The sequence below is a fragment of the Rhabdonatronobacter sediminivivens genome, from assembly GCF_013415485.1.
Taxonomy (GTDB): Bacteria; Pseudomonadota; Alphaproteobacteria; order Rhodobacterales; family Rhodobacteraceae; genus Rhabdonatronobacter; species Rhabdonatronobacter sediminivivens.
Genome location: NZ_JACBXS010000007.1, coordinates 135,503 through 150,078, shown reverse-complemented (window position 1 = coordinate 150,078; position 14,576 = coordinate 135,503). Strand labels below are relative to the sequence as shown.

Annotated in this window: 10 protein-coding genes; 7 read left to right on the top strand and 3 right to left on the bottom strand. The window is 66.0% G+C overall.

Annotation, left to right across the window (positions count from 1 at the left end; all coding sequences use genetic code 11):
- Nucleotides 1–328 precede the first annotated feature (328 nt).
- Nucleotides 329–1,324, bottom strand: coding sequence for a DUF2333 family protein (locus HUK65_RS05275; RefSeq protein WP_179905094.1), 996 nt, complete (start codon nucleotides 1,322–1,324; stop codon nucleotides 329–331).
- Between the two features lie 146 nt (nucleotides 1,325–1,470).
- Here HUK65_RS05275 and HUK65_RS05270 point away from each other — a divergent pair, with 146 nt between their 5' ends.
- The 3 genes from HUK65_RS05270 (at nucleotide 1,471) to HUK65_RS05260 (ending at nucleotide 7,059) form a co-directional block, all read left to right on the top strand.
- A complete protein-coding gene (locus HUK65_RS05270) occupies nucleotides 1,471–1,986 on the top strand; it encodes a sigma-70 family RNA polymerase sigma factor (RefSeq protein WP_179905093.1) in 516 nt (171 codons plus the stop codon).
- Entirely contained in the window at nucleotides 1,983–2,780 is a 798-nt protein-coding gene (locus tag HUK65_RS05265; protein WP_179905092.1) for an anti-sigma factor family protein, read from the top strand. The genes HUK65_RS05270 and HUK65_RS05265 overlap by 4 nt, the downstream gene beginning before the upstream one ends.
- Before the next feature lie 226 nt (nucleotides 2,781–3,006).
- Nucleotides 3,007–7,059 (top strand): PAS domain S-box protein, encoded by a 4,053-nt coding sequence (locus HUK65_RS05260; protein WP_179905091.1) that lies wholly within the window; start codon nucleotides 3,007–3,009, stop codon nucleotides 7,057–7,059.
- Between the two features lie 46 nt (nucleotides 7,060–7,105).
- Here the strand turns inward: HUK65_RS05260 and HUK65_RS05255 are convergent, their stop codons facing one another.
- Nucleotides 7,106–10,837 (bottom strand): PAS domain-containing protein, encoded by a 3,732-nt coding sequence (locus HUK65_RS05255; protein ID WP_179905090.1) that lies wholly within the window; start codon nucleotides 10,835–10,837, stop codon nucleotides 7,106–7,108.
- A 223-nt stretch (nucleotides 10,838–11,060) separates the two neighbouring features.
- Here HUK65_RS05255 and HUK65_RS05250 point away from each other — a divergent pair, with 223 nt between their 5' ends.
- From HUK65_RS05250 to HUK65_RS05240, 3 genes are all read left to right on the top strand, one after another.
- Nucleotides 11,061–11,513, top strand: a complete 453-nt coding sequence (locus tag HUK65_RS05250; protein ID WP_179905089.1) for a MarR family winged helix-turn-helix transcriptional regulator — start codon at nucleotides 11,061–11,063, stop codon at nucleotides 11,511–11,513.
- Entirely contained in the window at nucleotides 11,491–11,868 is a 378-nt protein-coding gene (locus HUK65_RS05245; protein ID WP_179905088.1) for a response regulator, read from the top strand. The genes HUK65_RS05250 and HUK65_RS05245 overlap by 23 nt, the downstream gene beginning before the upstream one ends.
- A gap of 85 nt (nucleotides 11,869–11,953) precedes the next feature.
- Nucleotides 11,954–12,181 carry a hypothetical protein gene (locus tag HUK65_RS05240; RefSeq protein WP_179905087.1) on the top strand — a complete coding sequence of 76 codons (228 nt, stop codon included), beginning with the start codon at nucleotides 11,954–11,956 and terminating at the stop codon, nucleotides 12,179–12,181.
- Between the two features lie 114 nt (nucleotides 12,182–12,295).
- On the opposite strand, the gene HUK65_RS05235 is transcribed toward HUK65_RS05240, so the two are convergent.
- Entirely contained in the window at nucleotides 12,296–13,141 is an 846-nt protein-coding gene (locus tag HUK65_RS05235; protein WP_235441770.1) for a DsbA family protein, read from the bottom strand.
- A 179-nt stretch (nucleotides 13,142–13,320) separates the two neighbouring features.
- Between HUK65_RS05235 and HUK65_RS05230 the strand changes: the two genes are divergently transcribed.
- Entirely contained in the window at nucleotides 13,321–14,571 is a 1,251-nt protein-coding gene (locus HUK65_RS05230) for an N-acetylmuramoyl-L-alanine amidase (RefSeq protein WP_235441769.1), read from the top strand.
- Nucleotides 14,572–14,576: the final 5 nt, after the last annotated feature.

Genomic DNA, 14,576 nt, shown 5'->3' with positions numbered 1-14,576 from the left:
GCCCCTCGGCATCCCCCGCCCCTCGGCATCCCCCGCCCCTCGGCATCCCCCGCCCCTCGGCATCCCCCGCCCCTCGGCATCCCCCGCCCCTCGGGCTGGGCTGCACTCAATCCCGCGCCAGACCACGCATCTGCGGCGCGAGGGGCGCGCGGGGTGCGGTGTGACGGGGTGCAAGTGGCGCGGCAGCGGGCTGAGCCACGAGGACGGGGCTGGCACAGGCCCCGGCCCTGAACTGCGGCCCCGAGCGGCGGGTCACAGGGCTGTCCTGCACAACAAACCCCGGCGCGCGGGGCGCGCCGGGGCCAGGGCAACAGGGCGGGTGGATGGATCAGTTGGCGCGGATCACGCGGGCAACCTCGTCAAGCTGCAGGATCGCACGTTTCAGATAGAAACCCTGCAGGTGCAGGTGGTTGGCCAGGAAACTGTTCGCACCTGACCCGTTGAGCACGATCAGCGGCTTTTGCTGCGACGCCTCGCGCAGGCTTTCCAGCCCCTGCTGCCAGACCCGGGTCAACCCCTGGGCGCGGATCACATCCTCGAAATCGCGGCCCAGTTCGCGCAGCAGCAGATAGCTCGCATAGGCCATCCCCTTGTTGAAATAGAAGATGTCGTCGGACACGAAGTCGATGATGAACCCGTCGCCGCTCACATGGTCGTCCACGATCGCTGCGCGTGAGCCCAGTTCCCCCGCCATCCGCTCCACAGTCAGGGCCAGGGCATCGGCGCGGGTTTCGAACACGGCCATGCCCAGTGACACCCGGGTGTTGAACGAGCGCAGCGCGCGCGCCGCAGCCTCATACTGGGTGTCGGCGGGCTGGATTGGCAGGAACGACTGGTCGAAGTCAAAGAGCCACACATCGGTCGGAAACTGCAGCAGCCCCACCGCGCGCTCCAGGTCACGGTCGATGGCCGATGACCCCCGCAGCCGCGCGATCTGGTTTTCCAACTCCATGGTGAAGCGGCTGATCGCGCGCATCATGCCGCGCTGATAATTGGGCATGTTGTCATGGAACGCCGTCGGAAAGAAAAGCGGGTCATTCGCCGTCCAGCGGTTCTCGACGGTTTCGCGCAGGATCAGCGCCTCGGCCATGTTCACGGCGTGGCTGCCGTTTTCGACGGGGGTTTCGGGCATGAAGGCCAGATCGGCATCGATCCGGTGCATCAGGTTTCCGATCACCGCGAAATAGAGCACCAGCGCCGTGGCCAGATAGAGGACGCTGCGCTTGATGATGATCCGCGGCCTGGTTCCGAAGATCACGCCTGCGACTGTGGTCTGGGGCCGCGTTGCAGGCACTTGCGGCCGGACAATCAGCTGGTTCGCCATGGTCAACTCCTGTTGCTGACCGGAATACGCGCGGACGGCGGGTTTCATCCCGGGGCGCGGCAAAGATTTTCTGACCCGTTGCACGATTTTTCCGGATGAAACCCCGCGCTGGTGCGTATGTGGGTAAAATCCCGATGGAAAGTGACATGACACTGAAGTCCGAATTGCATTCCCATGTCGGAAGCCTGCGCCGCTATGCGCTGGTGCTGACCCGTGACCCGGTGGCCGCCGATGATCTGGTGCAGGAAACGCTGGTCAAGGCCATCGCCAAGGCCGACACCTTCCAGCCCGGCACCGATCTGCGGCCCTGGCTGTTCCGGATCCTGCACAACACCCATGTCAGCGACCTGCGGCGCGCGCGCACCCGCAATGATGCCGCCGCTGACCTGCCCGAGCCGCTGGCCCGCGAGTGCCAGCACACGCAACTGGAACTGAAGCAGGTGCTGGGCGCGCTGGATCAGTTGCCCGAGGCACAGCGCCTGCCGATCATCCTGATCGCCCTGCGCGAGATGAGCTATACCGAAGCCGCCCGCACCCTGGATGTGCCGCTGGGCACCTTCATGTCACGGCTGGCCCGGGGCCGCGCGGCGCTGCGCGGGATCGTGCAGGGCATGGGCAGCGGCAAACTGTCCTTATTGAAACGCAAAGGGGAAGAGTCATGAACCCGCCAGATCGCCGGGACCCGGCAGATGACATGGAACTGATGGCCTATGTGGACGGCACCTTGCCGCCCGAGGACATGGCCAGGGTCGAAGCGCGTTTGGCCCGCGACCCCGAAGCCCGCGACAGCGTGGCCCAGTGGCGCCATTTCGACAATCTGCTGCACGAGAGTGCGCGCAGCGCCGACACGCTGCCGCCAAACCTGAAGATCGCCGCACTGGAGCGCCAGTTGGCCGCCCGGCTGGAGCGGCGCCGGATGCGGGCCTTTCTTCTGGGGCCGCGGCTGAGGCAGCTGGCCGCCAGCGTGGCAATCTTTGCCGCCGGTTGGGGGGCGCATGCGTTCTACGGGACGGGGTCATCGATGATGGCCGAACTGCCGCCCGGATTTGTCGGTCCGACGCTGGCGGGGCATTACGCCTATGTCCACGCTGCCCATCAGCGCGCGGAATTCGGCGGCGACCAGATGACCGAAGCCCTGGCCTGGCTGTCGAACGAGATGCAGCAAAGGATCGAAAGCCCCCGGCTGGAACGTCTGGGCTATGAGATCGATTCGGCCCGGCTGGTGGTCGTGGACAATGAACCCTACGCGATCTTCTACTACCGCAACGCCGAGGATGAGCGCGTCACCGTCTCGATGACCCCGCGCCGTGCCACGCAGCCCGACTATGTGTTCCGCGTCGCGCGCTTCGAAGACGACCGCATGGCGTATTGGAGCGGCGATCAGCTCAACTACACGGTCGTTGCCAGCGGCGGTGCAGATACGCTGACCTCGCTTGCCGCAGCGGTGCAGGAATAGCCGGGCCCCGCGTGTCCACGCGGGCCAGCCCCACCCGCGCAGCCCCCTGAATCACGGGCGGGTTGACACCCCTGTGCGCGTCGCGGAATTAGCGCTTTCTTAACCCTCAAGGCGTAGGGTAAGCGGCGAGGAGTGGGCCGCGTCCATCGAGTCGACCAGACATATTTCATCTGATGGACCGACCCCGGCCACCGCGTCGATCCGATTGCTGTCACACAGAGGTGCCGTGCAAGCTGCCCTTCCAACTGAGCCGCAACCGTCCGGGGCCTATCGGCGGGAGCAGATGCTGGGTCTGGTGGTGGACCTGCTGGGGGAGCTTCTGCGTGCCAGGCCCGAAGGGCTGGACAAGTGCATCGCGTCGGCGCTGGCGCGGCTGGGACGGTTCTGCGGAATGGATCACGCCCCTGTCCTGCGCAGCATCGTGCAGGCGGGGCAGACGCGCGTTGCCCAGGCGCATGCCTGGCAGGGCGCCGGGGTCGATGCAGGCTGTCTGTCGCAGGGTGCCCTGCCGGATGCGGTCATGGCCGGATGGCTTGAACAGCTGCAGGCCGGCACTCCGGTCAGCATCGCTGATGTGGGCGCCCTGCCCGATCATCGCTCGGAAAAGGCGCCGCTGCAGCGGCTGGGCGTGCAGGCGCTTTTTCTGCTTCCCGTCAGGACTGGCGCGCAGGTCACCGCGGCCCTGGCCTTCGAAGCCCGCACGAAGCGCCACCGGCTCTGCGCCGAAGCCCTCTCCCCGCTCCAATCGGTGGCCGATGGCATTGGCGCCGCGCTCACCCGCATCGATGAGGCCGCACAGACCGCCGCCACCCGCGCCGAACTGGCCGAAGCCCATGACCATCTGAAAACGACCCTCGGCTCCCTTCAGGAACTGGTGCTTGAGGTGGATGCCGAAGGCCGCGTTCTGGACGTGCATACCGCCGATCCCGGCCAGATGATGACCCCGCGCGACAAGCTGATCGGGCGCACCCCGGAAGAAGCCAATCCCCCCGACATTGCCGCGCTGAACCGCCGCGCCATGGCCGAGGTTGATGCCCATGGGCGGTCGGGGCCGCATCCGTTCTGGGTGAACACGCCCCGGGGGCGGCGACGATACGCGCTGACGGTTTCGCCGCGCGCCTCGCACCGCCCGGACAGGCCGCCGGGCTATGTCTTTGTCTCCCGTGACATCACCGAGGAATGGCGCCTCACACGAGAGGCAGAGCGGCTGGGCCTGATCGCCCGGCGGATGACCGATCTGGTCATGGTGATCGGGCTGGATTCGCGGATCGAATGGGTCAACCCCGCCTTCGAGGCCCGCACCGGCTGGCACCTGGAGGAGGTGCGCGGTCGCACCCCCGCCGAGGTGCTGCACACCGCCGACACCGACACCGCCGTTCTGGCCCGGATCGATGCCGCCATGGACGCAGGCCAGCCCGTGCGGGCGGAACTGATCAACCGCACCCGCACCGGCCAGACCTTCTGGACGGATATCGACATGCAACCGCTGCATGACAGCGCCGGCACGCTGACCGGCTTCGTGTCCATCGAGACCGACATCACCGAACGCAAAAGCCAGGCCGCCGCGCTGAAACAGCTTGCGCAGGAGGCGACCGAGGCCCGCAACCGGCTGGAAATGGCGCTGACCGCCCTGCCGGATGCCTTTGCCTTCTATGATGCTCAGGACCGCCTGGTCATGTGCAACCGCCGTCACCGGGAACTCTATCCCAACAGCGCCGACCTGATGGTGCCCGGAACCCCCTTCAGCACCATTTTCCGTGCTGCCGTGGAACGGGGCGACCTCCTTGTCCCCGAGGGCGATGTCGAGTCGCTGCTGGCCAGTCGACTGGCCGCCCATGGCACCCCCGGGCAGGCTCTGGAGCGGCGACTGCCCAGCGGCATCTGGCAACGGGTCATCGATTTTGCCACTGCCGATGGGGGCCGGGTGGCCATGGCGATCGATATCACGGAACTGAAACAGGCCGAACGGCGCCTGAGCGACATCATCCAGGGGGCCCGGGCCGGCACCTGGGAATGGCATATTCCCAGCGGCGAGATTCAGATCAACGATCACTGGGCCGAAATGCTGGGCTACCGCAAGCAGGACCTGGTGCCGTTGAAGGTCACGGACTGGCTGCCAATGATCCACAGCGGGGACTTTCCGAATTCGGACGCCGGGGTGCGCGCAATCCTGGCCGGCAAGGCCGAGCATTTCGAATCCGTGGTGCGGATGCGCCATAAGGACGGGCACTGGGTCTGGGTGCAATCGCGCGGCCGGGTCGCGCGCTGGGCGGCCGATGGCAGCCCCGAGGTCATGGCCGGCATCCATCTGGACATCAGCGCGCTCAAACGGGCCGAGGAACGTCTGGAAGAAATCATCGACGCTGCCAGCGCCGGCACCTGGGAGCTGGACCTGACCACCGAAGAGAAACGGGTGAACGCGCGTTGGGCCGAAATGCTGGGCTACAGCATTGCCGAGCTGGCCGATCGCCCTCACTACGGCTTCTTCGAACTGGCCCACCCGGATGACCTGGAAACCCTGCTGGCCCAACACCGGGATCATCTGGCCCGCGGGACCGATCATTTCGCCAACGAGATCCGGATGCGCCACAAGGACGGGCACTGGGTTTCGGTCCTGTCACGCGGGCGCGTCACGCTGCGCGATGACGCCGGGCACCCACTGAAGATCGCGGGCATCCATCTGGATGTGACCGAACGGATGCGGCTGGCCACGCAACTGACTGCCGAACGGGATTACCTTTCGCGCCTGATGGAAACCTCGGCCTCGGGGATCACGGCGCTGGATGGCAACGGGCGGATCATCTTTGCCAACCGCGAGGCCGAGCGTATCCTGGGCGCCGATGCTGCAACCATCTGCAAGCGGAACCATGATGACCCGCGCTGGTCCATCACGGCGCTGGACGGTAGCCCCATCCCGCCCCGGGACACGCCCTTTTTCCGCACCATGGCCGAAGGGCGCACCCAGCGCGATCTGCGTCTTGCCATCATGCGCCCAGACGGGCAGCGCCGCTGCCTGTCGATCAATGCCGCCCCCGTCCAGGCCCCGGGGCTGGCCGTGCGGGTGGTCTGTTCCACCAGCGACATCACCGAACAGGTCGCCGCCGAAGCTGCGCTGCGCAGCGCCGCCGAACGGGCCGAGGCGGCCAACGAGGCCAAGTCCCGCTTCCTGGCCAACATGAGCCATGAAATCCGCACCCCGCTCTATGGTGTGCTGGGCATGGCCCAAATCCTGGAGGATGAACTGACCGAGCCCCGCCACCAGGAGGTTCTGGCAACCATCCGCGCATCGGGCGAGATGCTTCTGGGGGTGCTCAACGATGTGCTGGACATGTCCAAGATCGAAGCCGGAAAGCTGACGCTGGAACGCATCCGCTTCTTCCCCGCCGAACTGGCCCGGAGGATCGCGGCCATGCACCAGCCAAGGGCGGCGGAAAAGGGGCTGGACTTCGCCATCCATGCCGGGCCATGGGCCGAGGCGCCCCGGCTGGGGGATGAGGGGCGGTTGGCGCAGATCCTGCACAATCTGGTGGGCAATGCGCTCAAGTTCACCGAAAGCGGCAGCGTGCGCGTGATGCTGCAGCCCGGCCCCGGCGACCGCGTCCGTCTGAGCGTGCGCGACACCGGAATCGGCATGAGCGCCGAACAGCTTTCGCGCGTGTTCGAGGATTTCGAACAGGCCGATGGCACCGTAACCCGCCGGTTTGGCGGCACCGGGCTGGGCATGTCGATCGTCCGGCGGCTGGTGACGATGATGGACGGAGAGATCGCGATCGACAGCGCCGAGGGCAAGGGCACCGCAGTGCAGGTCACCCTGCCGATGCCCCTGGCGCCCGAGGCCCCCGCGCCCGCCACCGCCGATGCGGAGGTGATGCTGCAGGGCCTGCAGGTGCTGGCGGCGGATGACAACCGCACCAACCGGACCATCCTGGGGGCAATGCTGACCAGCTTTGGTGCCGATGTCGTGCTGGTCGATGACGGTCGCGCCGCGGTGTCGGCCTGGGCGGCCGGGCGCTTCGATATCTACTTGCTGGATATCTCGATGCCCGAACTGGACGGGATCAGCGCGCTCGCCGCGTTGCGCGCGCGCGAAGCCGCAGCGGGCCTGATAGCGGCGCCCGCACTGGCGATCACCGCCAATGCCATGTCCCACCAGGTCACCGAATACCTGCAAGCCGGGTTCTCCGGGCACCTGGCCAAACCCTTTCGACGCACCGATCTGGCGCAGGCACTGGAAGGGGCGTTGGCAGCCACCCGCGCCCCGGCTGACGCCACGCAATGACGTGCAATACCGCCCGAAGGGGCGGCGCGCCCCCGTCGCCGGGGGATCAGCGTGGCGGGCGGCTGGCGCGGGCGATGGCTTCCAGCAGGGACTGGCGCTGGATCGGCTTCATCAGGAATTCATCATCCGCGCGCAGCCCGTTCCCGTTGATCGCCGCTTCATTGGCATAGCCGGACATGAAGATGATCCGCAGATCCGGCTGCACTGCCTTCAACTCTCGCGCCAGCGCGGGCCCTTGCAGTTTGCCCGGCATCACCACATCGGTCAGCAGCACATGCGGCTGATGGGTCAGGCTGTGATAGAGTTCCAGCGCCGCGTCGCCTGAATCGGCCTCCAGCACGGTCAGCCCCGCATCGTGCAGACTGCGCGCCACCACCGACCGCACCCGGGGGTCATCCTCGACCAGCAGGACACGCAGCGTGCCGGGGGTTGCGGATGCGGGCGCGCGCGCCGACGCAGCCAGTCCCTGGCTGCCTTGATCCGGTTCGGCCGGCAAGAGCAGCTTGACCGTGGTGCCCACCCCCGGTTCACTGTAGATGCGCAGCAGCCCTCCGGACTGGCGCACGAACCCGTCCACCATGGACAGGCCCAGCCCCGACCCCAGATTGGGCCCCTTGGTGGTAAAGAAAGGCTCGACCACGCGCTCCAGCATGTCCCGCGCGATGCCTTCGCCGGTATCGGTGACGGCAATCATCACATAGCGACCGGGCGGCAGCAGCTCATTGCGTTCGATGGCGTAATCTTCGGTCACGCGCTGGTTGGCGGTTTCGATGGTCAGAATCCCGCCCCCGGGCATGGCATCGCGGGCGTTGATCACCAGGTTCAGCAGCGCGCTTTCCAGAAACGCGGGATCGACCCTGATGGACCATAGCCCCGCCTGCAGACTGGTCTGCAGGCTGATGGTCGCCGGCAGCACCCGCGCGATCAGCTGCCCCATGCCATTGACCAGATCATTGGACCGCACCTTCGCCGGGGCCAGACGCGAGCGGCGCGCGAAGCTCAGCAGGCGGCGGGTCAGTTCCGCGCCGCGCTTGCAGGCATCCACGATCTCATTGATCGATTCGCGCTGCGCGGGGTCGGACGCGGCCATGGCCAGCAATTCGCCATTGCCCATGATAACCGCCAGCAGGTTGTTGAAATCATGCGCAATCCCGCCCGAAATGCGACCGATGGACTCCATCTTCTGGGCGGCGTGAAGCTTGTCTTCCAGCAGGCGCTGTTCGGTCAGATCCGCCACAGCCCCCAACACCTGCACCGCCGCACCGCTGTCATCGCGCAGGGCGACCGCACGTTCACCGACATAGGCCCAGCTGCCATCGGCACGCTGCATGCGGAATTCGGTTTCGAACCGCGCGCCACGACCGGCCAGAAACTCTGTGCGCTGGGACGTGACCCGCGCGACATCATCGGGATGGAGCGTATCCTCCCAGGGCGAAGGCACCGAATATTCACCTTGGAAGTCATGCCCGAACTGCGCCCGAAAGCCGCCATCGAACCTGATCTTGCCGCGCTGGACGTCATAATCGAACATCGCATCGGCCGAGACTTCGAACAGGGCGCGCAGCCTGCGCTGGTCATTGACGGCCTCGGTCACGTCGGTCAGCAGGGTCACCCAATCGCCGCCGTTCGTCTGGTTGAAACGAACGGTGTAGATCTGGCCGCTGGCCTGGGTCACCTCCATGTTCATGGGCGCGGCGGCGTAGAACCCCTGGCGGTGTTCGCCCCGGTCCGAAACCATCAGCAGCTTGCGCTCGAACATGGCGGCGGCCAGGTCGGCGCGGGCCACCCCCGGCTTGATCAGATCGGCCAACCCATGGTTCATGGTGACGAAGCGGCGGTTATAGAGGACAAGGCGCTGGTCCTCGTCATAGAGGGCGAAGCCGCTGTCGAGCGAATCGATCGCAGCGCGCAGGCGGGCTTCGGTCCGGCGCTGTTCGGTGACATCATCCACCATGCCGATGATCAGTTTCGGCCGCCCGCTCTCATCACGCAGAGCGGCCGTTTTCTGGACCACCGACGCCCAGCGGCCATCGCCACAGCGCAGCCGGTATTCGATGTTGAACCGGGTGTCCGTGCCGCCGATGAAGCTGAAAAACGCCTCCTGCAGTTGCGCCACGTCATCGGGATGGACGTGTTTATCCCAGGCGAAGGGCAAGGCCCTTTCCCCGACCAGGTCGAGACCAAAGCAGCTTTTGAACCCGTGGCTGAACACCACCCGGCCCTGATCATGAAAGTATTCATAGCTGGCGTCCGAAGCGATTTCCGAGATCGCCAGAAGCTGGTTCTGCTTTTGCAGCAGGTCGGTGACGTCATTGAGCACCTGCAGCACCCGTATCACCCGCCCATCCTGATCCAGCACACAGACAGAGCGTTTCTGGATGTGCAGCATCTGCCCGTTCCTGTGGCGGGTGCGAAAGCCGAATTCCACCGGGGTGGTCCAGGATTCGCCCCGCTTCAGCCGTTCGAACAGCATCTGGTTGGTGGCGCGGTCTTCGGGCTCGATCATGTTGATCAGCGCCTGTGGGTCCGAGGGCATGTCTTCGGGCTTGAAGCCGAACTGTTCTTCCAACGCACCGCTCCAGGTCACCTGTTGGGTGTCCATGTCGAATTCCACCACCACCATTTTCGACAACTCGGCCAGGGCCTTAAGGCGCTCGCTGCTGACGCGCAGCTCTTCCTTGTCGCGCAACAGGGTGGTGACATCAGTGAGCACCACAATCACGCCCTCGGCCCGGCCATCGGCATCGGTGATGGTCAGTGAATGATCCAGGAAATGAACATAGCTGCCATCGGCATGGCGCAGGCGATAGTTGAGTGCCAGCGGCTCGGACCAGACCTCGCCCGCGCGCAGGGCGTTCAGCGCCGCCTGCAGGACATGGCGATCATCCGGGTGCAGAAGCTCCAGATAGGCATCGGCGGTGCGGGGCATGTCTTCGGGTGCGTAGCCCAGGGTGGCGCGGACGGTGCCGCTGAACTGCATCCGATCCGTCCGGGGCGCATAGTCGATGACCACCGCCCCCGACACATCGGCCAGCACTGCGCGGCGCTTGCGCTCTTCATGCCAGTCGGAAATATCGGTGACGGTTGAATGGATGGTCACCGGCGCGCCAGCGGCATCACGTTCGGTGTGGAAGCGTTCGCGCACCATGGCATAGCTGCCATCGCCGCGCCGCAGCCGGTATTCGATCTGGACCGTTTGCTGTTTGCTTTGTGCCAGTTCATAGAACGCATGATCCGCCAGCGCGCGGTCATCGGGGTGGATATGTTCGACATAGGGCGAGGGGATCTTCCATTCCCCCTCAATATCAATGCCATAGACCAGCTTCATGCTGGGCCCGAACCGCACGGTATCGCGCTTGCGGCAATTGACAAAGCGGGCCTCGCGGCTGAGGCGGTCGAATATGGCGCTGTCGGCATCGGGTTGCACCAGCGCGGTCACGTCCCGCAGCACGGCCACCACCCCATGCCCCGAGGGCGCGGGGCTGAAGACCGCATCGACCACCGCCTGCGCGCCATTGCCCCGCGCCATTCCAAACTGCATCCGCACCGGGCCGTCACCGCTCCGCGCCCGGGCAACTTTTGAGCGGTCACTTTCTGCCACCAGCGCCAGATCGCCGGACCAGTCCCTGGCCAGCGCCGCGGGCGCGTGTCCCAGGATCGCCTGCGCGGTCTGGCTGCACCAGGCCTGGCGCGCATCCGGGTCGATGCAAAGAACCACAGCCTGGCCCAGCTCGGCGGTGGTCTGAAGCGCGGCGGCGTCGGCGGGATGAAACGGCATGGACAACTCACAAAGAAAACAGATCAGCGCAGGACTGGCCCGAATGATGCCCCCGGCCGCCGAGCCATGTCCACAAGCTTCTGACCGGTTTGGCAGGCAGATGGCAATCATTGTGCGTCAAACCCGGTCAGAAATGCTTAAGGTTGCTTGTAGCATGGACTTGCAATGCGCCGGGCGCTGGGTCACAGTCCACGGGGATGGGGTAAATCGACGACAGGGCAACATGGCCACTGAAGATCGCAGCGATCTGGCGGCAGCGCTTCTGATGGAGCGGCTAGTCCGCGAGGCATATTCCGACCGCGGGCCGGGGTCGGTGACCCCGTTGCAATGGGCGATCCTGCGCACGATCGGCCGCGTCGCACCCGGACCCTGCCCGCAAAGCTGGATCGCGCGCTATGTGGGGGTCACCGCCGCCCCGGTCAGCCGCGCCATCCGCGCGCTGGAACGCCACGGCGCCGTTGCCACCGGACGCGACCCGGACGATGGCCGCCAGATCAATGTGGAACTGACCCGGACCGGCCGCGAGATGTTGCGCGAAGACCCGATTCTGGCAATTGCCGCGCGCATTCGGCACATGGACCCGGACCAGAAGGTTGCATTTCGAAGCGCATTGCAGCACCTTTTCGTTGCACCCGAACAACATGGACCCGCACTTGGCGAATATTCTGATCGTTGACGATGACGCAGCCGTGTTGCGTGTGCTGACCCTGATCCTTGAGGGGGACGGCCATCAGGTCCATGCGGCCGACAGCAAGGAGGCGGCGCTGGCGCTTCTGGATGATGATCTGCCCTATGATCTGTTCGTGCTGGACTTCTGGATCGGCAAGGACAACGGGCTGGAACTGATGGAACTTCTGCAACAGTTGCAACCTGCAACGCCGGTGCTGTTCCTGTCTGGCGGCAATGAAACGGTGACGCTGGAGGCCACCACCGCACTGGCTGAAATGCAGGGCGCCGCCGAATTCCTGTACAAGCCGATCCGTTCGGAAACCCTTCGCAAAGCGGTAAAACGCAATTTGCAAAAAACTTGACACCTGGACCTGACTGCGCCAAAGCTGGCATGTGATTGCTTGTAGCAAGCTTATGTGGTGAACCGCGCAGCACGGGAGTGGCGTGATGAAATCCCTGGACGCATTGAGCGAAGTTTCGCGGGAAATGGAGCTGATGGCGCATTTCCTGCATGTGGTGTCCCATGACAAGGGCATCGGCGCCGATCTTGCCCGCGACCTGTCCCAGGACATCAGCGCCCTGCAGCAGAAGATCGAAAACCGGCTGGGGACGGTGGCGCGGACGTTGCCTTCTGCAAAGGCTTCCGACCGGATTGTCGCAATGGCCGGACGCTGACCGCGGGACCGGCCCGCCGCCGATTGGCCAAGAGACCGGACGCTCCAACGCAAAACCGCCATGCCCTGCGGCATGGCGGTTTGTGCATTCAGTCAGGCGCAACTGCGTCCGGGGTCAGTCGCGCAGCTCTTCGGCCAGATCCAGCAGCGCCTGGGCCGGGACGAAGCCGCGCACCATTTCATCCTCCATGATGAAGGTCGGCGTGCCGGAGATCCGCAGCCGCTGGGCCAGACGCCGGTTTTCGTCGATGACCTGGCTCACGGCATCGCTTTGCATATGCGCCTCGACCGCTTCGAAATCCACGCCGATCTCCGCGGCAATATCCTCCAGCGCGAAGGTATCGGGCGCGGCTTCCAGGGTGATCAGCGCATCATGGGCCGCCTTGTAGGCTTCGCCCCCTTCCAGTTGCAGCACCGCAATGGCAAAGCGGGACGAGGCTTCGGACTCCGGCCCCAGAATGGGGAATTCCTTGATGATGACGCGGATGCCATCATCCTCGGCCAGAAGCTGCTCCAGCTCATCATGGGCACGGCGGCAGAAGCCGCAGCGGTAATCCAGGAATTCCACCAGGGTGATATCCCCATCGGGGTTGCCACCGACCCAGTCATGCGGGCTGTTGAACAGCGCCTCGGCGTTGACCGAGATCAGTTCGACATCCATATCGGCCTGATCCATGGCGGTGCGGCGTTCGAATTCGGCCACCGCTTCAAAGATCACCTCGGGGTTGGACAGCAGATAGGCGCGGACCTGCGCGGCGAACTCCTCGGGCACCTCGATCTCGTCGGCCTCGGAGATGGCGGCCTGCGGGGCCTCGGGCGCGGGCGTGACTTCGGCGGCGGTGACGGGTTCGGCGGGCTCGGGCGCGGGGCCGCGCGCTGGCGCTGTCAGCGCCAGAATGGCAACGGCCGAGGCCACCATGGCGGAGCCAATCAGGCCGGAATCGGTCAGGGGCAGGGTCATGGAACTCTCCTGAAAAAACTGTCAGCGGGCCATGCTGCCCGGGTTCTGGTCAACGCCCCCGTGTGTAGAAACCCCCGGCCCGACGATCAAGGCCTTCGCGCCCATCAGCGACAATTTTACCGCGCTGCGGGCGTGACCTTGGGCCAGGGGGCGCGTAGAACGGGGCAAAGGCAAGGAGCATGGCGGAAAAGATGCGGCCAGGGGCGGGGAACAGACTGGGCTGGGTGGCGGTTGTGCTGGCGCTGATGCTGGCCGCCCTGCCCGCGGCGGCGCAGTCCCTTGGCGGCAGCGCGCGGGTGGATGCCGAGGCCAGCCGGATCACCAGCGACAGGCAGATGATCACCGTCGACCTGGCGCTCAGCCAGCCGGTGCCCTACCGGATCCGTCACCTGCCCTCGCCCCCGCGTTTGGTGCTGGATCTCAACACGGTGGACTGGGGCGCGCTGCAGGCCGCGCCCGGCCCCGGTATCCGGGACCTGCGCCTGGGCGTGGCGGCCAATGGCTGGGCGCGGATGGTCATTGATCTGACTGGCCCGTATCGGCTGCGCGAGGCGGGGTTTTCAGGCACCGATCCGGGCAGCGCCACAGCGCCGCGCCTGTCCCTGCGGCTGGAGCGTGACACGCTGGAGGGGTTCACCGCCATTGCCCAGGATGAAGACCGCTTCATCGCCAGCTATGGCGATGCATTGCTGCACCCCGGCGCCTCTGCCCTGCCGCGCAGCGCACAGCCGCTGGTGGTGGTGCTGGACCCTGGCCATGGCGGCGCCGATCCGGGGGCCGAACGTGACGGTTTGCGCGAATCGGACCTGATGCTGGCCTTCGCGCGTGAGCTGCGCGATGCCTTGCGCCGTGCCGGCGGGTTCGAGGTGGCGCTGACCCGCGACGCCGATGTCTTCATGACCCTGGACGCGCGCATCCGCGCCGCCCGCGCCGCCGGGGCGGATGTGTTCCTGTCGCTGCATGCCGATGCCCTGCCTGACGGGATCGCCAGCGGCTCCACCCTGTATTCCCTGTCCGAAGAGGCCAGCGACCAATCCGCCGCCATCCTGGCCGAACGCCATGACCGCGCCGATCTGCTGGCAGGGGTGGACCTGACCCGGGCCGAAGATGCGATAGCCGATGTGCTGATGTCCATTGCGCAGGTGGAAAACCGCCCCCGCACCGATCTGCTGGCCGAAAGCCTGATTTCCAGCATCGACGATCACGGGCTGCGCCTTCACAGCCGCCCGCACCAGTCCGGCGGCTTCAGCGTGCTGCGCGCGCCGGACATTCCGTCGCTGCTGATCGAACTGGGCTTCATGTCCAATCCGCGGGATCTGGCCAACCTGCAGGATCCGGACTGGCGCGCGCGGATGCAGGCCGCCCTGGTGCGCGGCCTGCAGGACTGGGCCGAGGCTGACGCCGCGCTGGCCCCCCTGCGCCGCCGCTAGCCCGG

Excerpts from the sequence above, each read along its gene's own strand:
- HUK65_RS05255 (WP_179905090.1), bottom strand. The coding sequence starts at position 10,837 with ATGCCGTTTCATCCCGCCGACGCCGCCGCGCTTCAGACCACCGCCGAG.
- HUK65_RS05230 (WP_235441769.1), top strand. The coding sequence starts at position 13,321 with ATGGCGGAAAAGATGCGGCCAGGGGCGGGGAACAGACTGGGCTGGGTG.
- HUK65_RS05240 (WP_179905087.1), top strand. The coding sequence starts at position 11,954 with ATGAAATCCCTGGACGCATTGAGCGAAGTTTCGCGGGAAATGGAGCTG.
- HUK65_RS05265 (WP_179905092.1), top strand. The coding sequence starts at position 1,983 with ATGAACCCGCCAGATCGCCGGGACCCGGCAGATGACATGGAACTGATG.
- HUK65_RS05270 (WP_179905093.1), top strand. The coding sequence starts at position 1,471 with ATGACACTGAAGTCCGAATTGCATTCCCATGTCGGAAGCCTGCGCCGC.
- HUK65_RS05275 (WP_179905094.1), bottom strand. The coding sequence starts at position 1,324 with ATGGCGAACCAGCTGATTGTCCGGCCGCAAGTGCCTGCAACGCGGCCC.
- HUK65_RS05235 (WP_235441770.1), bottom strand. The coding sequence starts at position 13,141 with ATGACCCTGCCCCTGACCGATTCCGGCCTGATTGGCTCCGCCATGGTG.
- HUK65_RS05250 (WP_179905089.1), top strand. The coding sequence starts at position 11,061 with ATGGCCACTGAAGATCGCAGCGATCTGGCGGCAGCGCTTCTGATGGAG.